This is a genomic window from Bacillus sp. WC2507 (assembly GCF_052656125.1).
This window is the reverse complement of the sequence record NZ_JBQXPN010000001.1, coordinates 3,860,243-3,886,844: the sequence shown is the minus strand read 5'-3', so window position 1 is coordinate 3,886,844 and position 26,602 is coordinate 3,860,243. Positions and strand designations below refer to the sequence as shown.

The following is a 26,602-nucleotide window of genomic DNA, read 5'->3' as shown; positions in this document are numbered from 1 at the left end:
GAGAGGAGTTAAGTAAAATGGAGCAGCATACAACATGTGAGAAATTGCATTGTGAAGAAGTGACAGGTGCCGGACACGTTATTCAATGTTTGAAAAAATTAGGTGTAACGACTGTTTTCGGTTATCCGGGCGGAGCGATTTTGCCGGTATACGATGCGTTATACGGAAGTGGTTTGAAGCACGTATTAACTCGTCATGAACAAGCTGCTATTCATGCGGCAGAAGGATATGCAAGAGCTTCTGGAAAGGTCGGGGTAGTCTTTGCTACCTCTGGACCAGGGGCGACAAATTTAGTTACGGGTTTAGCAGATGCTTATATGGATTCGATTCCTTTAGTTGTTATTACAGGGCAAGTTGCAAAACCTCTCATCGGAAAAGACGGATTTCAAGAAGCAGATGTTGTCGGGATTACAGTACCTGTTACGAAGCATAATTATCAAGTTCGTGATGTGAATCATTTATCACGCATTGTACAAGAAGCTTTTTACATCGCCGAAAGCGGGCGACCAGGACCAGTATTAATTGATATTCCAAAAGATGTTCAAAATGAAAATGTAACAAGTTTTTATAATGAAGTAATTGAGATTCCAGGATACAAACTAGAGCCTATGCCAGACAGTATGAAGCTTAGAGAGGTAGCTAAAGCCATTTCAAAAGCAAGACGTCCACTTCTTTATATCGGAGGAGGTGTCATTCATGCAGGCGGCTCTGAAGAACTCATTCAGTTTGCGAAGGAGAATCGTATTCCTGTCGTTTCCACTTTAATGGGACTTGGTGCATATCCACCGGGAGACTCGTTATTTCTAGGAATGCTCGGCATGCATGGAACGTATGCTGCAAATATGGCAGTAACAGAATGTGATTTACTACTCGCGTTAGGTGTTCGCTTCGATGATCGTGTAACAGGAAAATTAGAACTCTTTTCTCCGCATTCGAAAAAGGTACATATTGATATAGATCCGTCTGAGTTTCATAAAAATGTAACTGTGGAGTATCCGGTTGTTGGAGATGTGAAAAAAGCGTTACATATGTTGTTACATATGCCGACTGATACACAAACAAATGAATGGCTTACGAAAATAGAGGAATGGAAGGAGGAATATCCTCTTTCCTACAATCAAACAGAATGTGAGTTAAAACCACAGCATGTTATTAGCCTAGTAAGTGAATTAACGAATGGTGAAGCGATTGTTACGACAGAAGTAGGACAGCATCAAATGTGGGCTGCGCATTTTTATAAAGCGAAAAACCCAAGGACTTTTCTAACGTCAGGTGGATTAGGGACGATGGGATTTGGCTTCCCGGCGGCAGTTGGTGCTCAGCTTGCGAAAGAAGAAGAACTCGTCATTTGTATTGCAGGTGATGCTTCTTTTCAAATGAACATTCAAGAATTACAAACAGTTGCTGAAAATAATATCCCTGTAAAAGTATTTATTATAAATAACAAATTTTTAGGGATGGTAAGGCAATGGCAGGAAATGTTTTATGAAAATCGGTTATCAGAATCAAAAATTGGATCGCCAGATTTTGTGAAAGTGGCAGAAGCTTATGGAGTGAAGGGGTTAAGAGCAACAAATTCAACAGAGGCGAAACAAGTGATGTTAGAAGCATTTGCTCATAAAGGTCCTGTTGTAGTTGATTTTTGTGTAGAAGAAGGTGAAAACGTATTTCCGATGGTTCCGCCAAACAAAGGGAATAACGAAATGATTATGAAGAGGTGGGAAGAATGAGTCATACTTTTTCACTCGTTATTCATAACGAGCCAAGTGTCTTATTACGTATAAGTGGGATCTTTGCTCGGCGTGGTTATTATATCTCTTCTTTACATTTAAACGAAAGAGATACTAATGGCGTTTCTGAAATGAAACTCACAGCAGTTTGTACTGAAAATGAAGCGAGATTACTTGTTGGTCAGTTAAAAAAATTAATTGATGTACTGCAAGTAAATAAACTATAAGGAGTGAATGGATATGAAAACGTATTATGAGAAAGATGCAAATGTAGAGTTATTACAAGGGAAAACAGTTGCAGTAATTGGTTATGGATCTCAAGGTCATGCACAGGCACAAAATTTACGTGATTCTGGTGTGGAAGTAGTAGTTGGTGTTCGACATGGTAAGTCTTTTGAAGTAGCAAAAGCGGATGGGTTTGAAGTAATGTCTGTTTCAGAAGCAGTTCGAACCGCGCAAGTTGTACAAATGTTATTGCCAGATGAACAGCAAGCACATGTGTATAAAGCAGAAGTAGAAGAGAACCTCCGTGAAGGACAAATGTTACTTTTCTCACATGGATTTAATATTCACTTCGGACAAATTAATCCGCCAAGTTACGTAGATGTAGCAATGGTCGCACCAAAAAGTCCAGGTCATCTCGTTCGTCGTGTATTCCAAGAAGGAAATGGTGTTCCGGCATTAGTAGCAGTACATCAAGATGCAACGGGAACGGCATTAAGTGTAGCACTAGCGTATGCAAAAGGTGTAGGCTGTACACGCGCAGGTGTAATTGAAACGACTTTCCAAGAAGAGACAGAAACAGATTTGTTTGGTGAGCAAGCGGTGCTTTGCGGCGGGGTAACTGCACTTGTGAAAGCTGGTTTTGAAACATTAACAGAAGGCGGATATCGTCCTGAAATTGCATATTTTGAATGTTTGCATGAATTAAAGTTAATTGTTGATTTAATGTACGAAGGTGGTTTAACGAATATGCGCCATTCTATTTCCGATACGGCTGAGTTTGGAGATTATGTAACAGGATCGAGAATTGTTACAGATGAAACGAAGAAAGAGATGAAACGAGTACTTACAGAAATTCAGCAAGGTGAATTCGCGAAGAAATGGATTTTAGAAAATCAAGCTGGGCGTCCAACATATAATGCCATGAAAAAAGCAGAGCAAAATCATCAGTTAGAAAAAGTAGGAGCAGAGCTTCGTGAAATGATGAGCTGGATTCATGCACCGAAAGAATTGGTGAAGAAATAGAGTAAGAGATTATAAGTGAAAAATACGTAAGAGGGGATTTGACAAGATGAGAAGTGACATGATTAAAAAAGGTTTTGATAAAGCGCCGCATCGTAGTTTATTAAAAGCAACTGGTTTAAAAGATGAAGATTTTGATAAACCGTTTATAGCTATCTGTAATTCTTTTATTGAAATTATTCCAGGTCATAAGCACTTAAATGAGTTTGGGAAACTTGTTAAAGAAGCAGTTCGTGCAGCAGGTATGGTTCCGTTTGAATTCAATACAATTGGAGTAGATGACGGTATTGCGATGGGACATATTGGTATGCGTTATTCGCTTCCGAGTCGTGAAATCATTGCAGATTCAGTAGAAACAGTTGTAAATGCACATTGGTTTGACGGTATGATTTGTATTCCAAACTGTGACAAAATTACACCTGGTATGATGATGGCTGCACTTCGTATTAATATTCCAACTGTATTCGTTTCAGGTGGCCCGATGGCAGCTGGAAAAACATCTAAAGGAGAAGTTGTCGATTTAAGTTCTGTTTTCGAAGGAGTAGGAGCTTATCAATCTGGTAAAATTTCAGAAGAAGAATTAAAGGATATTGAAGATCATGGTTGTCCATCTTGTGGTTCTTGTTCCGGTATGTTTACAGCGAACTCTATGAACTGTTTATGTGAAGTGTTAGGGCTAGCTCTTCCTGGTAACGGGAGTATTTTAGCCATCGATCCAAGACGCGAAGAATTAATTAAACAAGCAGCAGAGAAATTGAAAATTTTAGTTGAAAGAGATATTAAACCACGAGACATTGTAACAGAAGAAGCAATTGATGATGCGTTCGCGCTTGATATGGCGATGGGTGGTTCGACAAATACAGTGTTGCATACATTGGCACTCGCACATGAGGCCGGACTAGATTACGATATGAGCCGTATTGATGCCGTTTCAAGACGTGTACCACATTTATGTAAAGTAAGCCCTGCTTCCAATTGGCATATGGAAGATATTGATCGAGCAGGCGGGATTAGTGCCATTTTGAAAGAGATGAGCCGAAAAGAAGGGGTACTTCATTTAGACCGAATTACTGCTACTGGGCAGACGTTAAGAGAAAACATTGCTCATGCAGAGATTAAAGACAAGGAAGTTATTCATTCTCTCGAAAACCCTCATAGTGAAGAAGGTGGATTACGTATATTAAAAGGAAACCTTGCGAAAGATGGAGCAGTTATTAAAAGCGGGGCAACCGAAGTAAAACGATTTGAAGGGCCATGCGTTATTTTTAATTCACAAGATGAGGCGCTTGCGGGAATCATGCTTGGGAAAGTGAAAAAAGGAGATGTAGTTGTCATTCGTTATGAAGGACCAAGAGGCGGCCCTGGTATGCCGGAAATGTTAGCACCAACGTCAGCGATTGCAGGTATGGGATTAGGTGCAGATGTTGCACTATTAACGGATGGACGTTTTTCTGGTGCTTCACGTGGTATTTCAGTAGGGCATATTTCGCCAGAAGCAGCTGCGGGCGGAACGATTGCACTTCTTGAACAAGGGGATATTGTTTGTATCGATGTTGAGGAAAGATTGTTAGAAGTAAGAGTTAGTGATGAAGAATTAGATAAACGTAAAAAAGAATGGAAACGACCAGAACCGAAAGTGAAAACGGGCTGGCTTGGGCGTTATGCACAGATGGTAACATCGGCGAATACAGGTGCAGTTCTAAAAATCCCGAATTTTGATTGAGCCAATTTAAAAGAGATAAGGATGATATGAAATGGTGCAGAAGGTAAAGGAGAGAGTGAAAATTGAAGATATCTTAATGGCCCATAATTGCATGAAAGATATCGTTATTAAAACACCGTTACAACGTGATACAGTGCTATCTGAGAAATATAGTTGTGACGTTTATGTGAAACGAGAAGACTTACAATTGATTCGCTCTTTCAAAATTCGTGGTGCTTACAATTTGATTCAAAGTTTACAGAAAGAACAATTACAAAATGGTGTTGTTTGTGCAAGCGCTGGTAATCATGCACAAGGAGTCGCTTATACGTGTAATTTATTGAAGATTCCGTCAAAAATATTCATGCCAACAACGACACCTAAACAAAAAGTATCGCAAGTACAATTTTTTGGTGGCGATTTTGCGGAAATTGTATTAGTTGGTGATACATTTGATAGCTCGTTCCAAGAAGCACAGCGCTATTGTGAGGAAAGTAGAATGACGTTCGTTCATCCGTTTGATGATCCGTATGTAATTGCCGGCCAAGGGACAGTGGCTGTTGAAATTATGCATGATATGGAAAAATCAGTTGATTATATCTTTACAGCAATCGGCGGTGGTGGGTTAGCATCTGGTGTTGGTACATATGTAAAAGGTGTTAGCCCTGCTACAAAGGTCATTGGCGTAGAGCCAATGGGAGCTGCATCTATGAAAGAAGCTTTTCTTCAAAATGAAAATGTTGCATTAGAAAAGATTGATAGTTTTGTGGATGGGGCAGCTGTTAAAAAGGTAGGGAAGTTAACGTTTGAAACTTGTAGAGATGTCATTGATGATATTGTTTTAGTGCCAGAAGGGAAGGTCTGTACGACGATTTTAGAATTGTATAAGAAAAATGCAATTGTAGCTGAACCAGCTGGTGCACTATCTATTGCAGCGCTTGACCTTTACAGAGATGAAATAAAAGGGAAAACAGTTGTATGTACGCTAAGTGGTGGAAATAATGATATTGATAGAATGCAAGAAATGAAAGAACGTTCTCTTATTTACGAAGGGTTAAAGCATTATTTCATCATTGAATTCCCGCAGCGTTCGGGAGCGCTAAGAGAATTTCTTGATAAAGGATTAGGGCCAGAAGATGATATTACTCGCTTTGAATACATTAAGAAACATAATAAAGAAAATGGTCCAGCGTTAGTCGGCGTAGAATTAAAACATAAAGAGGATTATGAGCAATTAATTACTCGTTTTAAAGAAAATAATATTCAATTTATGGAGCTTAATAAAAATCCTGTTTTGTTTGATTTACTTATTTAATAGAAGGAAAGAGTTAGCATACAGTTGTAATTGAAATAAAAAAGATAGATACAAGCAGCAGAAAAGCTACTTGTATCTATCTTTTTATAGTTAAACTAAATATTTTCCATATTCAAGAAGGATAAAGCTAGTTAACCAAAAGAGTATCGCAATACGAATGATTACATACATAGTAAATTCAAAGGTAGTAAGCTTTCGTTCACGTTTTATTTTTTTTAGAAGTCTAACAGAAAAAAATGAACATAAAAGTAGAACGGCTATAGATATTTTATAAATATTCTCTAACAAACTTACATTTTCTAATAAGTCTTTCAGCATGTTCATCACCTATTCTGTAAAGTATGTTACAGAGAAATAGATCTTGCGTTGTCTAGTTCCGTTTGTTTTTTATGTTCCCTGTATCATCAATTTCTACATCATTTGAAATTGTTTGTAAATATTGTAGAGCTTTTTTCTTTTCTTCCTCATTTACAGGGGAAACTTGGTTGTTGCGAATGATGTAAGGGTTGAATGACATTTGGACATCCTTTCCTTTAAAAGTTAAAGTTAATACGCCAGTTTCGGCGCTTTTCCCATTCACATAACTTGGGAATAAAAAGTTACCTAATGAATAAGCGATAGGAACTTTATTATAATACTCAAATCCTTGTAACCAATGCGGGTGACTCCCGACAATCGCGTCAGCTCCTGCTTCAACCATTTTAGGTACATATTGTTTTTGGTATTCTACCGGACGATTTGATTTTTCAACGCCCCAATGCATATAGACGATTAAATAGTCTGCATCTCGTTTTTGCTCTTTAATTGTTTTTGTTACAAGATTTAAATCATATCCGTTCGCAACACCAGGTTTATTGTCACCAGCTACCCAATTCGTATCAGGCATAAATCGAACGAAGGAAAGAAATTTGAACTTTTTCCCTTTTACGGTCATTTCTCGTGCGGTATATGCATCTTTTTCATTTTTTCCGGCTCCAATGTAAGGGAACTTTAATTTTTCCACATGAGAGATTGTGTCTAATAATCCCTCTTGCCCGTAATCAAGTGTATGGTTATTCCCGATATTTACGATGTCATATCCAGTATTTTTAATGGCTTGAAGCGTGGATGGATCACTTTTAATCCAAAACAGTTGTCCAGGAGTTTTCTTTTCTCTCGTTGTAAATGCCGACTCTAAATTAACGAAAGAAATATCAGCTTTTGTTATTTCTTCTTTTACATGTTGGAATGGATAATCAGCTCCGTTTTTTTCAATGACCGGACGTAATTGCCAATCGAACATTGTATCACCAGAGAAGGTGAGGGTAATTTCCGGGTCTTCTATTTTCTTTTCAATTTTTGAAGCGGTTTTACTAGATTTATTTTGCAAATCGGGTTTGTCTTTCGCCTTTGAAGTAAAAGAGTAGTTAATTAATACAACAATTGGTGTAATGCAAAAGGCTATTAACAGAAATCGTTTTAGTAAAGTTTTCATAAATACCTTCCCTTTTGAGTTTATCCCGCAATTAGTGGGCAGTAAAACTCGCGCTAATTAAAGTTTCATTTTATGTATAGCTACAAAAAATTGCGGCTTATGTAGTGGAAAACATTTGTTAATATTCTCAATATTAAGTTAACATATAGGTAACCTGTAAATCAATGAATAAACCAAAATATAGAAATAAAGAATTCGAAGGGTGAAGAATAAGAAATGGTTATATTAGGAGCAGTTGTAAATGGGGTTTGTATTATATTTGGTACTTTACTAGGTAAATTATTTAGTAGGATTCCAGAGAGTATGAAGGGAACAATTATGCATGCAATCGGTTTAGCAGTTACTGTACTTGGACTTCAAATGGCATTGAAAAGTGAAAATTTTCTTGTTGTCATTTTAAGTTTAGTGATTGGTACCGTAATTGGTGAGTGGCTACAACTAGAGGGAAAGTTAAAACTGTTAGGAGATTGGCTAGAAAATAAAGTTGGATCGAAAGGGAAAGGGAGCATTTCAGAAGGTTTTGTAACAGCTACACTTATTTTTGCAATTGGTGCGATGGGGATACTTGGTGCACTCGACAGTGGTATTCGCGGAAATCATGATATTTTATTTACAAAGGCGATTATCGATGGGTTTATTTCTATTATATTAACGACAACTTTAGGGATTGGTGTAGTATTTTCGGCGATTCCAGTTATTTTATACGAAGGAGGTATTGCGGTTTTTGCAACACAAATTAATAGTTTGGTCCCGAAAGAATTAATGAATCAATTTATAGTCGAAATGACAGCTACAGGTGGCATTATGATAGCCGCTATTGGATTGAACTTACTTGGTGTTATTAAAATTAAGGTGGCAAATTTACTGCCAGGTATAGTGGTAGTTGGAATAATCGTTTCACTTATTTATGGTTACGGTTTACTAGTAAAGTAGTAGGGGATGGAGATACATATGGAGGAATATAAATTTACAAAACGTGTTCATAACATATTACAGATTGCAGCAGAAGAGGCAGAAAGTAATATCATTCAACCAGCTCATCTGTTTATCGGTGTGTGTAAAGAAGGTACTGGCGTTTGTAGCGAGTTGTATATGTATTTGTTTCGTAACGTGAGTACGGATTTTTTAGAAAAACTTTCAATACGAAAACAAGATGATTTAACGGATCAAGGGTATAAAAAAATAGGACAATATAAGTTATCTTATAAGGTGTTAGAAATTTTACAAATAGCGCAGAAACGTATGAAACATTTCCAGCAAGTATTAATGAATGAAGGACATGTTATATATGCACTCTTTCGCGCGGATACGTTTATTGAAAATCTACAAATACAAAAAGATATATTACGTATTCTAGCTGAGCCAAGAGATTTAGCGGTCGATCTAAAATGTTTTGCTCCTACTTATAATGATTTAACTTGTACTGTTAGAAAGGCTACCCCTTCTGATTTTGAAAAATTAGCAAGTTTTGTTAATAAGGAATTTGGGGAACGTTGGTTACATTCGATAGAGTATGGATTTCGTACATATAAAGAAAATTCACCTATTTATATAGCAGAGCAAGAAGAAGTGATAGTAGGTTTTGCTTGTTATGATGTAGTGAGAGGAAAGAAAGGATTGTTTGGTCCAATGGGCACAGCGAAACAAAATCGTGTGAAAGGTGTAGGGAGGCAATTGTTACATCGTTGTTTACATAGTATGAAGCAAGATGGGTATGAATACGCAATTATTGGACAAGCAGGTCCGATTGAGTTTTATGAAAGAAATTGCAATGCTCGTTTAATACCGATAGAGAATAAGTAACCAACTCCAGATAGGGGAGTTGGTTTTTTTATGAAAAAAATGTGGGATTGTAGTGATTTTTACTAGAAAATAGCGGGTTTTGTAGTAAATCTTACAAATAAAGCAAATTACTAAACTTTTTATATAAAAGGGTGTAGAATGGGTATCTAAAGAAAGAAGGTGTGAAAATGGCCAGCTGGAAACGAAATTTGATGATTTGTTGGCTAGGTTGTTTTACCACTGCAGCCGGTATGAGTTTAGTAATTCCTTTTTTATCTTTTTATATTGAGGAATTAGGTGTGACTGGCACTTCTAGTATTGCACAGTGGTCGGGACTTGCATTTGGTGTAACATTTTTAATGGGTGCGATCGTATCACCAATATGGGGAAAGCTTGGTGATATACATGGACGGAAATTGATGCTTATTCGTGCTAGCCTTGGTATGGCGATTATTATGACGCTTATGGGGTTTGTAACGGACGTGTATCAACTAGTCGCACTAAGATTTTTGATGGGAGCAGTATCTGGTTTCCTTTCAACCGCGATGACATTTATTGCAGCAGAAACTCCGAAAGAGCATTCAGGTTGGGCAATTTCCACAATTTCAACTGGGGGCGTGAGCGGTTCTTTACTTGGCCCTTTACTTGGAGGATATTTATCAGAATTAATTGGGATGCGCCATGTTTTTCTTGTTACAGGAGCTTTTTTATTCCTTTCCTTTCTCATCGTTTTTTTCTTCCTACATGAAGAGAATCACTCCGCTCAAGCAAAAAAAGTACAACCGAAAAAAGTATGGACGATGGTTCCAGCCAAGCATTTAATTATTAGTTTATTTGTAACAACATTTATTATTCAACTTGCGAACATGTCAATTCAACCTATTATTACATTGTATGTAAAGAATTTAGAAGGACAAGGAACAGCTCATATTGAAATGATTGCAGGCGCAGTTATGTCAGCGACAGGGTTAGCAGTTATTTTGGCAGCACCAAGACTAGGAAGATTATCAGATCAAATCGGTCCTCAAAAAACGTTAGTTGTAGCGTTGTTTGCTGCAGGAATTATTTTTATCCCGCAAGCATTTGTAACCTCAGCTTGGCAACTATTAATTCTTCGGTTTTTATTAGGTATCGCACAAGCAGGATTATTACCTTCTGTACAAACTCTACTAAAACAACATACACCAACCCCTGTGACAGGACGAATATTTGGATATAATCAATCTTTTCAGTTTTTAGGAAATATGATTGGACCAGTACTTGGTGGACAAATTGCAGCACATGCGGGCTTCCAATATGTTTTCTTCTCTACTTCATCATTATTATTTATTGCGTGCATTTGGGTTTATTTTCATAATAAGAACGAAGAGGTATCAGAGAAACGACATTTGGAAGTTAGTTAACTAAGTGAATAAAAAAGAAAAAGGATGAAGCAACGATTGCTTCATCCTTTTCTTTAAAATTGAAGACAAAGATAGCTTAATGTACCCATCTCGTAACTGCGGTGAATGACTTCACCGTTATTTTCACCGCTTCCCATAGCGATAAATAAAGGTACGAAATGCTCTGCTCTTGGTACTGCTAATTGTGCATGAGGCGCATTGTTCTCCCAATTAAATAAAGCATCTTTATTAGTAGTCTGCATATGTTTAATAATCCAATCATCAAATTCAATTGCCCATTGTTCGGGTGTCGTTTGATTCCATTTCAAAGCTCGTAAGTTATGAACAGTAACACCGCTACCGATTATTAAAATATCTTCTTGTCCAAGCCCTTTAAGTGCTTCTCCAATCTTAAATTGCTCTTTTGCAGGAAGGAATGGATTGACTGAAATTTGGACGACAGGAATATTTGCTTCTGGATACATGCGGTGCAGAAGAGTCCATGAGCCATGATCTAAACCTCTCGTCATATTATGATGGACTGGAATACCTTTGTTTTTAAATTTTGTTTCTAACATAGATGCAATGTTAGAAGAACCTTTCGCACGATATTTGATTTCGTATAATTCAGGAGGAAAACCTCCAAAATCATAAATTGTTTCATATTCGTTATCTGATGAAGAAATCGTTAATGCTTCACTTTCCCAATGAGCAGTGAAAATAACAATCGCTTTCGGTTTATATGTTTCTCCAAGTGTTTTTAAAAACCTTGTATAGTCTGTATCTTGAATAGCAAGCATCGGTGATCCGTGTGCTAAAAATAATGATGGCATCATAATAGAAACCTCCCAAAAAATATAGTAATTACTTTATGTAAGTAACTATATAATTTTATTTCGAATTCGTCAACATAATAGTTATTGAGCTAATTGGAAAAGTGCGGTATTTGTCATAATGAAAGCAATTGCATATAATACATAATAAGAATAATGAATGGATATTCATTTTTTGATATACATAATAGAGTTGGGGGCTGACGAAATGAACGTACAGGAAAGTTTCGTTACGGCATTGGATGGATCGGAAATTTATTTACGTAAGTGGTTACCAGAAGGTGAACCAAAAGGGATTATTCAAATTGCACATGGTATGACAGAACATGCAGGTGTTTATACAGATTTTATTGTTGCTTTATTAGAAGCTGGGTATGGTGTTTATGCGCATGATCATAAGGGTCATGGGAAAACAGTGAAAAGAGAAGAGGATTACGGTCATTTTGAACCAAATATAGGTTGGAGTGAGGCTGTTTCTGATGTTATCTTTGTATCAGAAACGATAAGAAAAGAGCAGACATGCCCGTTATTTTTACTTGGACATAGTATGGGTTCTTTTTTATCAAGACGTGCTGTACAACTTAAAGGTGAATTATATGATGGATTCCTTATTTCAGGAACTGGTGGAAATCCAGGGCTTTTAGGAAGTATCGGTCATAAAGTAGCGACAATTGAAATGAAATTACGCGGGGAAAAAACGAAAAGTCCGATGCTAAACTTTTTATCTTTCGGAAACTTCAATTCACACTTTAAACCAAATCGTACAAAATTTGATTGGTTATCTTCAGATAATAATCAGGTTGATAAATATATTGCGGATCCGTTATGTGGATTCATTTGTACGACGAGTTTTTATCGAGAACTATTTTCTGGTGTATTAGAAGTAAATAAACTAGAAGAATACAAGAAAACGCCAAAAACCCTTCCGATACATATATTCTCTGGAGACCGTGATCCTGTTGGAGATATGGGAAAAGGTGTAAAAGAAGTATACGAAAACTATAAAAAATGTGGTGTGAAAGACGTGACACTACGTTTATATGAAAATGGAAGACATGAAATGTTCCATGAAGTAAATAGAGATGAAGTATTTCAAGATTTGATTTCTTGGTTAGATGGGCATATTGTATGAGAAGAAACCTCACTTTTTTCAAGTGAGGTTTCTTTGAGGAAATGGAGGAATGGTTATGAGTGAATTTGTAAATAAAGAGTATACAGAAATAGATTTTCAACATGATTTGATTAAAGAAGAGGAATTGAAAAATTGTACGTTCCTAAAATGTCGTTTTAGAGGGATAGATGCATCGGAAGTTTCTACTGAAAATTGTAATTTCATAGAATGTGATTTTACGGGTGCTCTTTTTAACGCTTCTATCCATCAAGGAACTACATTTGCAAATTGTAAGTTTGTTGGTGCGAATTTATTTGTATCGAAGTTTGAAGAATGTAAAATGACTGGCTCTGATTTTGAAGAAGCGAATCTAGACGGAATAACTATAATATCGGGAGATTGGTCATATACGAATTTAAGGTTTGCGAACTTAAGTAAACAATTGTTAAAGGGTATACGTTTAATTGAAGCTGACCTATATGAATGTAATTTAGAAAAAGCAGATTTACGTGAAGCGGATTTAACAGGTGCCCAATTAGGTAAGGTGAAACTTAGCGGCGCAGATTTAAGAGGAGCTGTAGTTGATCGAATTGATTTTACAAGTTTTGATTTAAAAAACGTGAAATTAGATATAGCACAGGCAGTTGCAGTAGCAAGATGCTATGGGGCGAAGGTGAATTAAATTGTTTGTAAAACCGTTCAAATTGTTGAACGGTTTTACAGATCATAATAGTAGTATAATAGTAAATGAGGTGTTAATAATATGGAAGATAAAACATTAGGTATACTACTAGATGTTGTTGGTGAATTGTTTTCAGATGAAATATCAATCGCCGTTTCGAATACGAAAGAATATATTTATTATCGGCCAAGTAAACGAATTGATTTAAAGATTAGCGCTGGGGATCCTATTAAGGAAGGGACGATTGCTCATAAAGCAATGGTAACGAAGCAAAAGGCCTCTGAGTTTATTAACCGGGATGTTTTCGGTATTCCTTATCATGGAATGGCCGTACCATTTTCAAATAATGGAAAGATTGAAGGTTGCGTGACGGCAATTTATCCCGCTTTAACGGATGGTAAGTCAGTCGTTACTTTAAAAACAACAGACGGATGGGTTCCGGTTCCTTTTTCAAAGGTCATGTATTTAGAGGCGAAAGATAAAAAAACGTATGTGAATGCAGAAGAGTTAACAGGAACACATAAGTACTCGCTACAAGAATTCGAATACTTGCTTCCGAAAGATTCATTTATTAGATGCCACCGTGCCTTTATTGTAAATGTAAATCATATTAAAGCGATATATCCTGATACGCACTCTACTTTTGTACTTTCGATGGATAACGGAGAGAGGGTACCAGTTAGTCAATCATACGCTAGTTATTTTCGCAAACTTCTAGGGTTCTAGATTATTCTGCTTTAGAACCTAGATTCGCTGTTTTATCTGAATTTTCGGCATTGTATACTGAAATCCCTATTTAGATACTGTTAAAGTGTAAAATAATTATGAATATTCACAGGGAGAGGGATTACATATGGAGAATAATTTAGATAGAATTAGGGATCAACGTCTGAAAGATCGCGTAGTTACACCTGAAGAAGCAGCTTCATGGATTGAAAGTGGAATGACCTTAGGCTTAAGTGGGTTTACACGTGCAGGTGATGTGAAAGCAGTCCCATTTGCGCTTGTAAACCGAGTTAAGAATGATAAATCTTTTAAAGTGAATGTTTATACTGGTGCCTCTTTAGGTTCTGATGTAGATAAATTATTTGCGGAAGCAGGAATTTTAGGGAAAAGGTTACCTTTCCAAGCTGATGCGACTATGCGAAAAGGAATTAATAATGGAGACTTTTTATTTGTGGATCAGCACTTGTCTCATACAGCAGAGTTACTCCGTGCTGACGTTATGGATATAGATGTCGCTATTTTGGAAGCGGTTGCGATTACTGAAGATGGAATGATTATTCCAACCACTTCAATTGGAAATTCTTTGGCGTTTTCTTTAAATGCTAAGTCCATCATTATTGAAATGAATATGGCTCAATCCGCGCAACTAGAGGGGCTACATGATTTATATGAACCAGGTAAACAAGGGGAACGACTTCCAATTCCGCTCGTAAAAACGGACGATCGAATTGGCTCAATCGGTATCCCAATTGATGCTGAAAAAGTGAAGGGAATTGTGTTTACGAACCAACTAGATTCGCCATCGACGATTGTTCCTCCGGATGAAGAAACTGTTATTATGGCACAGCATTTAATAGAGTTCCTTCGAAAAGAAGTCGAAGTAGGGCGATTAACCAATCGCTTAGCGCCGTTACAGTCGGGAATTGGTTCAGTGGCCAATGCAGTTCTACATGGAATGTTAGATTCGGAGTTTGAAGATTTAGAAGTGTATTCTGAGGTTTTACAGGATGCAGTCTTTGATCTTATGGATGCTGGGAAAGTCAATTTTGCTTCCTGCTGCTCGATCACACTTTCTGAAGAGAAAATGCAACAAGTATTTTCTAACTTTGAAAAATATCGTGACAAATTAATGATGCGCCCGCAAGAGATTTCTAATCATCCTGAAATCATTCGTCGCCTTGGATTAATCTCAATTAATACTGCTTTAGAATTAGATATATACGGAAATGTGAATTCTACTCACGTTTTAGGTACAAAAATGATGAATGGTATTGGTGGTTCTGGTGATTTTGCGAGAAATGCACGTCTAGCTATCTTTGTTACGAAATCGATTGCGAAAGGTGGTAACATTTCAAGTATCGTTCCTTTCGTCTCTCATGTAGACCATACGGAACACGATGTAGATGTTATCGTCACTGAACAAGGGTACGCTGATTTAAGAGGACTGGCACCAAGAGAAAGAGTGGAACTGATTATTGAGAACTGCGCACATCCAATGTATCGTGACCAGTTACGAGCTTATTTCGAAGAAGCAAAAACAAGAGGTGGACAAACCCCTCATATTTTAGAAAAAGCTTTTTCTTGGCATACGAATTATGCTAAAAATGGAACGATGCTTGAAGCGGTAGTGGAAACTGTATAGGTGTGTATCGTAAGAAATAGTAAAACGAATGATTGAGTTTGAAGATTAGACTTTCGAAAAAGGGAACGCCAACTTTCAGGGATGGCGTTCTTTTCTTTTGAAAAATTGTTACCTATATGAAGAATTATAAAAGTAATCTCTTATTTATGGAAATAAGAGGTTTTTTAAATTACTTTTCGAATCAGTTTAATAGTTTACATATGAAAGTGAGGAGAAAGAATCATGAAGATAAGAAAAGCGGTATTAAGAGAAGCAAATGAATTAAGTGAACTTGCACTACACTCAAAAGCAACGTGGAACTATAGTGAAGAATTCATACTTGCTTGTAAGGAAGATTTAACAATTACAGAAGAGTACATAAAAAATAATTTTGTATATGTTTTAGAAAACGATAATACGAAGATTGGATTTTTCTCATTTTTACGAAATGATAAAGCTCTCGATTTTCTATACATTCATCCTCGTTACAAAGGGAAAGGCTACGGGAAAATACTTTGGGAGTATGTAATAGAAAAAGCAAATGAATTAGGTTTAAAAAGCTTTACGATTGATAGTGATCCGAATGCAAAAGGATATTACCTGAAGATGGGAGCAAAGTTAATAGGAGAGACACCATCAACGGTTTTAAAGGATCGTTTATTACCTCTTTTGCAATATGATGTGTAAAACTATTAATAGTAGGGGAAGCTGAGAATGGATAATATAAAGCGAAAAAGAATATATGAAGCACTAATCAAATCGTGGTCGATTGAAACAAGTTCAAAGTGGACGATTGAAAATCCAGCAAAGGGACAATGTGGTGTTACAGCTCTAGTCGTTCAAGACATATACGGAGGGAAAATCAAAAAGACAAAAATCGGGGAAGTGTGGCACTTTTATAACTGTATAGATGGGCAGAGGTTTGATTTTACAGAGGCTCAATTCAATGAAAACCTGAATTATATGGATGTGGAATCAAATCGAGAAGAAGCATTTGCAGATACAAATGAAAAACAATATAGCATTTTGAAGGAAAAGATAATGAAAGAATTTAAATTATCTTTTGACTCTTAATCTTTAATAAGTTACTATAATGGTGGTAACTTATTAAAGGGAACTTCATAGAGTTGAAAGGGGAAATACTTTTGAAAACAACTTATGTAAACGCTACAATCGTAACGATGAATGAACAAAACGAAGTGATAGAAAATGGATATATCATTGTAGAAAATGATCAAATTATAGATGTAAAGAGCGGAGAGTTCGCTAATGATTTTGAAGTAGATGAAGTAATTGACATGAAAGGAAAGTGGGTTTTACCAGGGCTTGTAAATACACATACACACGTTGTAATGAGTCTCTTAAGAGGTATTGGCGATGATATGTTATTACAACCATGGCTGGAGACGAGAATTTGGCCACTTGAAAGTCAGTTTACTCCAGAACTTGCGGTCGCTAGTACGGAATTAGGATTACTTGAAATGGTGAAAAGTGGTACAACATCATTCTCTGATATGTTTAATCCAATTGGAGTAGATCAAGATGCAATTATGGAAACGGTATCAAAGAGTGGAATGCGAGCTGCTGTTTCAAGAACTTTATTTAGCTTCGGAACGAAGGACGATGAGAAGAAAGCGATTGAAGAAGCTGAAAAATATGTGAAGCGTTACTATAACGAAAGTGGTATGTTAACTACGATGGTTGCGCCGCATAGTCCATATACATGTTCTACAGAACTGTTAGAAGAGTGTGCTCGTATTGCAGTAGAAAATCAAACGATGGTTCATATTCATCTTTCGGAAACAGAGCGTGAAGTACGTGATATTGAAACACAGTACGGAAAACGTCCAGTAGAATATGCAGCAAGTTGCGGTTTATTTAAACGCCCAACAGTTATTGCACACGGTGTAGTATTAAATGAAAATGAGCGTGCATTTTTAGCAGAACATGATGTTCGAGTAGCACATAACCCGAATAGTAATTTAAAACTAGGATCGGGTATAGCGAATGTAAAAGCGATGCTAGAAGCAGGAATGAAAGTTGGAATTGCAACAGATAGTGTTGCATCTAACAACAATTTAGATATGTTTGAAGAAATGCGTATAGCAACATTATTACAAAAAGGTATTCATCAAGATGCAACAGCGTTACCAGTTGAAACAGCTCTTACACTTGCGACTAAAGGAGCTGCTGAAGTAATCGGCATGAAACAAACAGGATCACTTGAGGTTGGAAAGTGTGCTGATTTTATTACGATTGATCCGTCTAATAAGCCGCATTTACAACCAGCAGATGAAGTGTTATCACACCTTGTATATGCTGCTAGTGGAAAAGATATAAGTGATGTAATTATTAACGGAAAACGTGTCGTTTGGAATGGCGAATGTAAAACGTTAGATGAAGAGCGTATTATATTTGAAGCAAGTCGTTATAAACGAGGTTTGCAAAGATAGGTATTTTTAGGCTGTGGAGAAAGTCTTCTCCACAGCCTGTTTTTGTGTCTGAACCTTTTTTATGTGTCGACATTGATAAAAAGAGGGAAAGGATAGATTTTTTATCAGTGTTGATTAATAAAACAGAAGAGAATGATTTAGATAAAATCACTAGTTTCAAAAAATCCTTCACGTAATAATGATTATATGAAGGATTTTGATGTTTCTTATTTTTTTGTCTCGTTGACCCATTTAATAATGTCCCGGATGACGTACTCAGGAACATTAGCAGGGATTTCATATTCACTAGGAAGACTTAATTCCCCATCACCCTCCGTGAAGAAATGATTCAATTTTGGGTATTCATTGAACTGAACATTCCTGCGGTTTGAAAGCCCTTCCTGCCATTTTGTATATTCATTTTTTACTGTTACTTGATAATCCCGTGCTCCTTGCAGAATCAGTAAAGGCTCTTTTCGTGATCTTGCCTCTTCAACTGGACGCCACCTTGAAACATCATACATAAAATGAGGCGACCCAAAATTGTAGCCAGCTGGAGGATGGTCAGGATTGAAAGTAGGATCTTGGATAAAAGCGGCCTGTCTTTTTAGTTCATCGATTACTTCCTTTGGCGCCCCTAGGTATTGATTCTGATCAATGGCAATGTCAGTCAATGGGCGTGCAGGTGGTGCGAGTAAGATACTTCCTCTAACAAGTGAGGAAGGTGATTTGCTCAGTATACGCGGCATTGTGCCAGCTCCTAGACTATGTCCAAGAATGAAAATATTATTTGGATCAATGCCTTCCTGCTGCGCCGCTGATTTTGCTGCATATATGGCATCATCTGTAGTATCACGGTCTAACGTAACAGGTTCTGCACTCATCTTTAATGCGTGTTCTAAGGTGCGTTTTTCATAGCGCAACACTGCAATTCCGTTGGACGAAAGGCCCACCGCAAGGTCTCGTAAGATTTTTGTTCCCAGATATGTACTATCGCGATCATGGATGCCAGCACCATGAACAAGAACAACTACGGGTACCTTTTCACCAGGCTTATGTTTCGGAACTGTTAATGTGGCTGGTAACGGATAGGTAGAATTTCCAATGACGATTTCACGTTCTTGATAGGAAGCAGGTTGATCATATCTAGGATGCGGGATAATATAAGATTCCGGAGGCGTCCTTACCCCAACCTCATCTACTTTCCCGCCAGGTGTGAATTTAAGGAGTAACGGTATGGTAGTTCCTTCGATAGTTCCTGAAATTTCCACCGTCTGATGGACCAAGTTTCGTTCTTTTATCACGGGGGTTCCCATGCTTTTTATCCCGCTCCAGTCACTTTGTGTCCACCAGTTTTGTAATGTGTTTGCTGTAAACTTGGATTGAAAAGCAGCAGACGTCAACTGAAGTGCCTCTGGGTACTTACCTTGCTGGAGATATTCAAGGAATAATGATGTACGCTCCGTTAAAGAGACTTGTTTCTTTTCTACAGATGGTTTCTCACGTGTATCTGCGTGAATAGCTGTTGTAAGCGGAAAAGATGAAATGCCTAAAGAAAAGAGTAGGGTAAAGGAAAGTACGGATTTTTGTATTTTATTTTTTTTATTCATGTTTTAACCTCCAATATGTAATGGTAAAAAAACAGGTAGGATAAATTAAGGTTCTGTTGTAACAACCATCTAAATCATTGATATGTCATCTAAAACCAACAGTCCTGGTTTTGTCGTAATCGCTCTGGCAACTCCTAACCTCTCTCTCTTTCTTTCTTCACTTTATATTTTGACTATACGAAACAAAGTTCTCGTTTTTCTTACTTGATCCTTACAAAATCCTTAAGTGTATAAGATTTGTAAAATATCACTTTCTACTTGACCTGGATTCGAAAAAACAAAGTGGCATTGCTGAATGGAGATACGAAGATATCCCAACCAAACTGTACCCTATACGCCTATTCAGTTAGTTATGGGGGAATTTACATGAAACAGAAGAAAAGTTAAAACAAAAAGGGAGGTATGCAATAAGAGATTTTTTATAAACACTTGAGCGAACAGCGCAGATTATACATGCAATCTTTAGCTATCCTTTTTAAAAGGGTAGCTTTTTTTTGAACGAATAAATATTCAAAAGAATGTCGCATCTTTCTGTTCATATTTCTGCTATAATATATAACGCTTTATAATATTTTATACTTAAGGAGAACAATTCATGAAGCGAAAAAAGAGCCATTTAATGGTAATGGCACTTGTTACAACTTTATTATTAACAGCTTGTAATAATAAAGCGAATAAAAGTGACACAGAGGCAAAAAAACAAGTATTAAATGTAACAGTATCAGAAGAAATTCCTTCTCTTGATACTGCGAAAACGATGGATGGCACATCAGCGCATGTTATGCAAAACATATTTGAAGGGTTGTATGTATTAGATGATCAAGATCAGCCTATTCCAGCGGTAGCAAAATCGTTTCAAAGAAGTGAAGATGGTAAAAAGTATACATTTGATTTGCGTAAAGATGCAAAATGGTCAAATGGAGACAGTGTGACAGCAAATGATTTTATGTTTGCATGGAAACGTGCAATTAACGCTGAAACAACGTCTCAATATGCGTCCATGCTCTTTTACGTGAAAAACGCGAAAGAGATAAATAAGGGAACAATGCCTCTTGATGCACTTGGGGTTAAAGTTATAAATGATTATAAATTAGAAGTGGAACTAGAGCAGCCAATTCCTTACTTTTTACAGCTGTTAGCATTACCTATTTACTTACCACAGCATGAATCATTTTTGAAGGAACAAGGAAAGAATTATGCATTGGAACATAGTAATCTCATATATAATGGTCCATTTGTATTAGAGAAATGGAAGCATGAACAAGAGTTTCAATTAAAGAAGAATGCTACATATTGGGATCAAAAGAAAGTGAAATTAGACGAAATAAACTTTCAAATTGTAAAGGATACAATGACGGTTGTTAATTTATACGAAGCTGGTGATTTGGACCGGGTGCCTATTAATTCTCAATTTGTAGACAAGTATAAAGGGAATAAGGAGTTACATATGTCGAGCGATCCTGGAATTGCTATGCTACGTTTTAATGAAAAAAATAATGCATTAGCAAATAAAAAGGTGCGTCAATCTATTTCATTCGCGTTAAATAAAGAGGATTTCGTTGCTCACTTTATTAATAATGGGGCAAAACCTGCAAGTGGGCTTGTACCAGCTGGTCATGTAAACGAAGAGACGGGTAAAGATTTTAGAAAAGAAAACGGAGATCTTTCTTCATATGATTTGCAAAATGCGAAAAAGATTTGGGAAGAAGCGAAAAAAGAGCTTGGAGTAGAGCAAGTAAACCTTGAGTTTTTAACGTTTGAACAAGATAATGCAAAACGTATGGCAGAATATATAAAAGGTGACTTAGAAAAGCATTTGCAAGGATTAACGATACAAATAAAACAACAGCCATTTAAGCAAAAATTACAGTTAGAACAAACCGGAGATTACGATATATCTATGGCAAATTGGGGACCGGACTTTAAAGACCCAATTAGTTATTTAGAACTATTTACGACGGGTAATCCGAATAACAAAATGAATTACTCTAACCTTCACTACGATGAATTAATAAAGAGAGCGAAAAGTGATCTAGTACTAAATCAGAAGAAAAGGTGGGAAGCATTGCAAGAGGCCGAGCGTATTCTGTTAGAGGATGCTGCGGTCGCACCACTTTATCAAATGGGCTCAGCTTACGTACAAAAGGATTATGTAAAAGGAATTGAAAAGCATCAATTTGGTGGTATTTATACTTATAAGAATGCTTATGTCGCTAATGAATAAATACAAAAAACCTTACTTTTTAAAAGTAAGGTTTTTTTCATAGGGCAGGGACATCTTTTTGTGGTGTTCCCAGCATATGAAGAAGAGAAATGAAAAATTGTAGTTACGCATTCATAAGAAGTTGCAACAAATAAGATTGAGCAATTTATTTAAGTAAAAAAGAATAGAAATATAGCATATATGGAATAAGGGAATGCAGTACAGATCAGCATACAAGCATTCTCTTGCTGTAACTATGTTTGTTTTTGAATTATATAAAAAATATTAGATTATATATTTTGTCATTGGTATACTTAAAAGGTAATTGAGGTATTAAGATGAATTGATAGAAATGTTTGTGTAGAATTATTTGAGTATTATAAAAAAAGAGGGGCTTAAGTGTTTGATTGGAACGGGGCTTTTTCTATATGAATGAATTGTTATGTATAATACTTGGGGGAAATTAATTTGGGAATCTCGGGGGATCTTTTGAAGCTAGAAAAAGCAGAGTCAAATTTCATGTACCATTAGGTCCTGGTGTAGGTTTTGGGGGGATTTGGTTTAGAAGTTAATGTTAAGGAATAAAGGGGATAATTAGTATGAATAAGAAAGTAAAAAGATTTAAATATTTTATGGTTGTATTAGCCTGTATTGCAATTTTTGGTACAGTTTTACCTAATGCATTAGATCCAAATGAAACATTAGCAGGTAACATCTCAGTTGCAGTTTTTGGTACAATGGGTACTTGTTTATTATTTTCTATTACTTATTTTATTATAAAAACAGCTATTTTAAGAGGTGGGAAATAAGATGGTACAAAATTTAAATTTAGAATTTTAATTCATATACATAAAAAAGGAGAATTTCTATGAAATTACTACGTTTATTTATGATTCTTACTCTTGTTGTATTGTTAAGCGCATGCAACACAGCAACACAAGTCACAAAGGTTCAAAAAAATGGCGAAACGACTTTGAAAATTGGTTCTCTGCAAGGGTATTACGATGTACAAACGCTTAAAGCTGAAAAAGGAAATGTGGAAATCCCTTATGAAGCAGCCGTTGAAGAAGGTACGATTTTATTGCAAGTTACAAAAGATGATAAGGTTATTTATGAAGAAGAAGTCACTTCTCAAAAAGAAGGTCTGCTTTCTTTTGAAGCGTCCAAATCCGGATCATATGATTTAATCGTACGCGTGAAGGGTGAAAAAGAGAAAGCAAAAGAAATTCAAATACATACTAAGCTATGAAAAAAAGGCAAGTGGAATGCAACCGCTTGCCTTTTCCGTTGATTCTGTCACAACATATGTTCATTAATTTATGAAGTGATCCGCTGAGTCCTGATGTTTATTCCGCCGAAATTCCTGATGAAGTTAAAATAAGAGATAAACAAAAGAATATGTTACAAACTTGGTATGTTAGTAAGGAAATAGATAACTCTCTTTTACATGATAAAAAGACTGGGTTTGATGCATTTGTATTTGAAAGAGATGTAGATGGTAAAAAGCAAGCAGTAGCATTTAGGAGGACATAGGGTGATGATCTTTTGGGAGAAGGTGCCCCAGCCCTTACTACAAATATTGATTATATGGGGGTAAATAAGTTGAAAAACATTGAAGTTCTAAATACATACATCGAAGGGTTTTCTGATGCTCACCCTACGTGGTTAAAGTATCTAATCGAGGCAGAGGAGATACATCAAAACTATGAGAATGTACAGGTACTTGGTGCATTAAAAACAGACGCGGTGTTGTACTATGTACACCGTACGCTGCAAGTGTTAGATGGATTGTCTTTAGATGAAGAAGCGTATCGCATTATTGAAAAGGTACTAACGTATAGTGAGCTTGCAAAGGTAGGCTCTTTAAAACAGCGGGAGCAATGGAAGAAAAACGGGATCAATCTATTGGTACATAACGAGGGTTCTGCTGATATCTTTAGTGATATTCAGTTTATCGAACGTATAGAGACAAACTTAAACGATACTGAGTATTTGTTTGTTCGAGATTTAATTAGAACACATGGATTAATCGGGCAGTATATCCGCGGGGAGGCTCGTTTGGACTCTCATATTGATTTAATTAACACATATAAAGAAGAATACGGAGACGTTAGGTTAAAGGAGATTTTATACTTTCTTAACCAATGTATTATTGAGGGCGTATCAAAATCTTTGTGGAGTGAAGTAAAGAACGATGTGAAGATTACAATTGATGGGCTATTTGATGGGTATGTGGAGCCGTTTACTTCTCGTATACATAGACTCACGCCAAAACATAAGGAGTCAGTATTTGAAAAAGATATAATTATGGGGAGCGAGAAGAGTGACGTTCAAACGTTCTTATCTGATAAGGATTTGTGGTATGTAGAACCGTCTATGCATGCTCTTAGCTTCGAGGATATTTGGACAGTTTTTGTTATGTTAAAGAACGAGATAGGAACTAGAAAGGTTCAACATATCCATTTCGAGAAATTGATGCAGCAGTTGCACTATGATTTCAAAGGTGAGAAGAAGGACAACGTGTATCGTAAGCGGGTTATTGAGAAGTATCTACGGGAGTACCGTGAGAACGAGAAGCCGAATACAACGCATGTTTCTTTTGAGATGAAAGTCGATAAAGATATGAAGACGGCGTATGTGTCGTTTCAATTTTCTGCTGTAGGTGAGGCGTTAATCACCTTCTGTGTAGAGGCAGAAAAGATAGATATGATGCATGCTCGAGCAAATGTACTGCTCTTTGATTTCTTCGGGTTACGAAAGGACGCATATGATAGATTCCATAACGAAGAAGTGTATTTGGAACATATGAATAGTTCGGCTGATGATAAACGAATTATTCTTGATTATATAAAGGGAGATACGGTTGTAGATGTTGGAGCTGGTGGTGGTGTTATGCTAGACATGATTGAAGAAGAGACCGAAAATAAACGAATCTACGGTATCGATATTTCCGAAAACGTGATTGATACGTTGAAAAAGAAGAAACAGGACGAAGGTCGTTCTTGGGACGTCATTAAAGGGGATGCAATCAACTTAGGTAGCTCGTTTGATAAAGAATCGGTTGATACGATTGTATATTCTTCTATCCTTCATGAACTGTTCTCTTATATCGAGTATGAAGGGAAGAAATTCAATCATGAAGTAATTAAAAAGGGGCTACAGAGTGCTTACGAAGTGTTAAAGCCAGGAGGTCGTATTATCATTCGTGATGGCATCATGACCGAAGATAAAACGTTAATGCGTGTGATTCATTTTAAAGATGCAGGCGGAATGAAGTTCTTAGAGCAGTATGTCCGTGAATTTAAGGGGCGTATAATCCAGTATGAGGTACTTGCAGATAATATAGTCAAAATGCCTGTTAACGATGCGATGGAGTTCTTATATACGTATACATGGGGCGAGGATTCTTTCGTTCACGAGGTGCAAGAGCAGTTTGGAATCTTTGCGCCAAACGACTATAAGGATTTCGTAAAGGGTATCTTTGGGGATAAAGTAAACATCATTCAAGCTATGAACTATTTACAGGATGGATATACACAACATCTTAGCGAGAAAATCGAGTTTAAAGATGAGTCTGGGAATGCGGTTGCGCTACCGGATAGTACGTTCTTTATGGTTTTAGAAAAGAGGTAATGATGTTGAAAATTTTTAAAAATACAATTTTATTTGCTTTGTGTTTAGTAATTCTTAGTGGTTGTTTTACAAGAGAGGGAACTATTGTTGGGGGTAAAGTTCATGGTTCTTCAGATAGTGTATCTGGTAGTATATCTGGGGATTATAGAAAATTTACCGGATCAGCAACTCAAGATAGGAAAGTTAAAAAAGGTGAGAATTGGATATTTTCTTTTGATGATAAAACTAAAAAAGGAACTATAATTGCTTATGTTGTGGATTCAAATGATAATACAATACTAGAGTTTAATAGTGGCGAAGGCGAAAAAAATATTAAAGTACCTAAGGATGATACATATAAGGTTAAAATTAAAACGGAAGAACATGGTGGGGAATTTCGAATATCATGGAAAAAAGAAAAATAGTTTTGAAGTTGTATTATGGTGGAATATATATTGACATTCCCACTCCTAAAGAGGCAAGCTGACTAACGTCAGTGGGATTCTTCCTACCGAAGGAAAAGTCCATTTTTGGTATTGCTGGCGTGCAATATTACGGTGTGCCATCACCAGTATTTTCGAAAAACCTACGCTAAAAGTATGCAGGATTTTATAGAGTTTTTCAGTTAATCCAGTAACAAACGAGAACCCACACTATAATAGAAATGTATAAAAAATTGCATGGATTGATAGAAAGAGGTAGATTCTTTATGAGAGTAGGGATCTGCTTTTTCCTTGCTACTGATAAGTGGAATTATGGTAACTAAAACAGCACCCAACCTTATTTAAATTAGATAAGTTTAGGTGCTGTTTTTAATTACGAACGTTTCGTTTAATAAACTTCAAAATTCCTTTTGAGAGGAGAATAATACTTACTATCCAAGTGATTCCTGATAAGGCCAATTGAGGTGAATTTTCCTCTGATGCCATAGGGTAATTAGAAAAGTTAGGTCCAATTAGAAGGTTTATCAAAAGGAATAAACTTAAAGCAAGTGTTAAGAAGTGTGCAATAAATCAGATGATATTTTTTTTTGTACTTAATGAGCCAATAAATGAGAAGTATTAAAGAAACTATAATTACAAGACAGGAACCTGTAACTAAATATCCTCTAATCTCTTGTTCCATTGGCATATACATATTGA

The 26,602-nt window shown here is 36.4% G+C and carries 25 protein-coding genes; 21 read left to right on the top strand and 4 right to left on the bottom strand.

Going from position 1 to position 26,602, the window contains the following annotated elements:
* The first annotated feature begins 17 nt into the window (after positions 1-17).
* From ilvB to ilvA, 5 genes are read left to right on the top strand one after another with little or no spacing between them, the layout of a single operon-like run.
* Entirely contained in the window at positions 18-1,730 is a 1,713-nt protein-coding gene (ilvB, locus tag ACUN28_RS20475; protein ID WP_016088407.1) for an acetolactate synthase large subunit, read from the top strand.
* Entirely contained in the window at positions 1,727-1,957 is a 231-nt protein-coding gene (locus ACUN28_RS20470) for an ACT domain-containing protein (protein WP_002108560.1), read from the top strand. Before ilvB ends, ACUN28_RS20470 begins: the two co-directional genes overlap by 4 nt.
* A 13-nt stretch (positions 1,958-1,970) precedes the next feature.
* Positions 1,971-2,978, top strand: coding sequence for a ketol-acid reductoisomerase (gene ilvC / locus ACUN28_RS20465; RefSeq protein WP_016088406.1), 1,008 nt, complete (start codon positions 1,971-1,973; stop codon positions 2,976-2,978).
* Between the two features lie 46 nt (positions 2,979-3,024).
* Positions 3,025-4,698 carry a dihydroxy-acid dehydratase gene (gene ilvD / locus ACUN28_RS20460; protein ID WP_016088405.1) on the top strand — a complete coding sequence of 558 codons (1,674 nt, stop codon included), beginning with the start codon at positions 3,025-3,027 and terminating at the stop codon, positions 4,696-4,698.
* Positions 4,699-4,729: 31 nt separating this feature from the next.
* Positions 4,730-5,992: a threonine ammonia-lyase IlvA gene (gene ilvA, locus ACUN28_RS20455; protein ID WP_016088404.1), complete on the top strand. Its 1,263-nt coding sequence runs from the start codon at positions 4,730-4,732 to the stop codon at positions 5,990-5,992.
* A gap of 90 nt (positions 5,993-6,082) precedes the next feature.
* Here the strand turns inward: ilvA and ACUN28_RS20450 are convergent, their stop codons facing one another.
* Positions 6,083-6,310: a hypothetical protein gene (locus ACUN28_RS20450; protein ID WP_016088403.1), complete on the bottom strand. Its 228-nt coding sequence runs from the start codon at positions 6,308-6,310 to the stop codon at positions 6,083-6,085.
* 52 nt (positions 6,311-6,362) lie between these two features.
* Positions 6,363-7,466 (bottom strand): CapA family protein, encoded by a 1,104-nt coding sequence (locus tag ACUN28_RS20445; RefSeq protein WP_016088402.1) that lies wholly within the window; start codon positions 7,464-7,466, stop codon positions 6,363-6,365.
* A gap of 216 nt (positions 7,467-7,682) precedes the next feature.
* On the opposite strand from ACUN28_RS20445, the gene ACUN28_RS20440 reads away from it, so the two are divergent.
* From ACUN28_RS20440 to ACUN28_RS20430, 3 genes are all read left to right on the top strand, one after another.
* Positions 7,683-8,399 carry a DUF554 domain-containing protein gene (locus ACUN28_RS20440; RefSeq protein ID WP_000236059.1) on the top strand — a complete coding sequence of 239 codons (717 nt, stop codon included), beginning with the start codon at positions 7,683-7,685 and terminating at the stop codon, positions 8,397-8,399.
* Between the two features lie 18 nt (positions 8,400-8,417).
* Positions 8,418-9,269, top strand: coding sequence for a GNAT family N-acetyltransferase (locus ACUN28_RS20435; RefSeq protein WP_016088401.1), 852 nt, complete (start codon positions 8,418-8,420; stop codon positions 9,267-9,269).
* Positions 9,270-9,436: 167 nt separating this feature from the next.
* Complete coding sequence (locus tag ACUN28_RS20430) at positions 9,437-10,651, top strand: multidrug efflux MFS transporter (RefSeq protein ID WP_016088400.1); 1,215 nt, start codon at positions 9,437-9,439, stop codon at positions 10,649-10,651.
* Positions 10,652-10,704: 53 nt separating this feature from the next.
* Here the strand turns inward: ACUN28_RS20430 and ACUN28_RS20425 are convergent, their stop codons facing one another.
* Positions 10,705-11,466 (bottom strand): DODA-type extradiol aromatic ring-opening family dioxygenase, encoded by a 762-nt coding sequence (locus tag ACUN28_RS20425; RefSeq protein WP_016088399.1) that lies wholly within the window; start codon positions 11,464-11,466, stop codon positions 10,705-10,707.
* Positions 11,467-11,671: 205 nt separating this feature from the next.
* On the opposite strand from ACUN28_RS20425, the gene ACUN28_RS20420 reads away from it, so the two are divergent.
* The 7 genes from ACUN28_RS20420 to ACUN28_RS20390 all read left to right on the top strand — a co-directional run bounded on the left by ACUN28_RS20420 (position 11,672) and on the right by ACUN28_RS20390 (position 18,056).
* Positions 11,672-12,595 (top strand): alpha/beta hydrolase, encoded by a 924-nt coding sequence (locus tag ACUN28_RS20420; RefSeq protein WP_001102596.1) that lies wholly within the window; start codon positions 11,672-11,674, stop codon positions 12,593-12,595.
* Between the two features lie 55 nt (positions 12,596-12,650).
* Positions 12,651-13,256: a pentapeptide repeat-containing protein gene (locus tag ACUN28_RS20415; protein WP_016088398.1), complete on the top strand. Its 606-nt coding sequence runs from the start codon at positions 12,651-12,653 to the stop codon at positions 13,254-13,256.
* An 81-nt stretch (positions 13,257-13,337) separates the two neighbouring features.
* Positions 13,338-13,982 (top strand): LytTR family DNA-binding domain-containing protein, encoded by a 645-nt coding sequence (locus ACUN28_RS20410; protein ID WP_016088397.1) that lies wholly within the window; start codon positions 13,338-13,340, stop codon positions 13,980-13,982.
* Between the two features lie 127 nt (positions 13,983-14,109).
* Positions 14,110-15,624 (top strand): acetyl-CoA hydrolase/transferase family protein, encoded by a 1,515-nt coding sequence (locus tag ACUN28_RS20405; RefSeq protein WP_016088396.1) that lies wholly within the window; start codon positions 14,110-14,112, stop codon positions 15,622-15,624.
* 222 nt (positions 15,625-15,846) lie between these two features.
* On the top strand, positions 15,847-16,290 hold the full coding sequence (locus tag ACUN28_RS20400) for a GNAT family N-acetyltransferase (protein WP_016088395.1): 444 nt from the start codon (positions 15,847-15,849) through the stop codon (positions 16,288-16,290).
* 27 nt (positions 16,291-16,317) lie between these two features.
* A complete protein-coding gene (locus tag ACUN28_RS20395; protein ID WP_016088394.1) occupies positions 16,318-16,677 on the top strand; it encodes a YunG family protein in 360 nt (119 codons plus the stop codon).
* Between the two features lie 53 nt (positions 16,678-16,730).
* Positions 16,731-18,056, top strand: coding sequence for a bifunctional S-methyl-5'-thioadenosine deaminase/S-adenosylhomocysteine deaminase (locus tag ACUN28_RS20390; RefSeq protein WP_016088393.1), 1,326 nt, complete (start codon positions 16,731-16,733; stop codon positions 18,054-18,056).
* Positions 18,057-18,262: 206 nt separating this feature from the next.
* Here the strand turns inward: ACUN28_RS20390 and ACUN28_RS20385 are convergent, their stop codons facing one another.
* Entirely contained in the window at positions 18,263-19,645 is a 1,383-nt protein-coding gene (locus ACUN28_RS20385; RefSeq protein WP_016088392.1) for an alpha/beta hydrolase, read from the bottom strand.
* A 595-nt stretch (positions 19,646-20,240) separates the two neighbouring features.
* Here ACUN28_RS20385 and ACUN28_RS20380 point away from each other — a divergent pair.
* From ACUN28_RS20380 to ACUN28_RS20355, 6 genes are all read left to right on the top strand, one after another.
* Complete coding sequence (locus ACUN28_RS20380) at positions 20,241-21,869, top strand: peptide ABC transporter substrate-binding protein (protein WP_016088391.1); 1,629 nt, start codon at positions 20,241-20,243, stop codon at positions 21,867-21,869.
* 578 nt (positions 21,870-22,447) lie between these two features.
* Entirely contained in the window at positions 22,448-22,657 is a 210-nt protein-coding gene (locus ACUN28_RS20375) for a hypothetical protein (protein ID WP_001036929.1), read from the top strand.
* 59 nt (positions 22,658-22,716) lie between these two features.
* Positions 22,717-23,097, top strand: a complete 381-nt coding sequence (locus tag ACUN28_RS20370; RefSeq protein ID WP_016088390.1) for a BA_1872 family lipoprotein — start codon at positions 22,717-22,719, stop codon at positions 23,095-23,097.
* Positions 23,098-23,246: 149 nt separating this feature from the next.
* The gene (locus ACUN28_RS20365; protein WP_080118018.1) at positions 23,247-23,381 is read left to right on the top strand and encodes a hypothetical protein; all 135 of its coding nucleotides are present in this window, start codon (positions 23,247-23,249) and stop codon (positions 23,379-23,381) included.
* Between the two features lie 54 nt (positions 23,382-23,435).
* Positions 23,436-25,481, top strand: a complete 2,046-nt coding sequence (locus tag ACUN28_RS20360) for a class I SAM-dependent methyltransferase (RefSeq protein ID WP_048894660.1) — start codon at positions 23,436-23,438, stop codon at positions 25,479-25,481.
* A gap of 2 nt (positions 25,482-25,483) precedes the next feature.
* On the top strand, positions 25,484-25,885 hold the full coding sequence (locus tag ACUN28_RS20355; protein WP_016088388.1) for a hypothetical protein: 402 nt from the start codon (positions 25,484-25,486) through the stop codon (positions 25,883-25,885).
* Positions 25,886-26,602 lie beyond the last annotated feature (717 nt).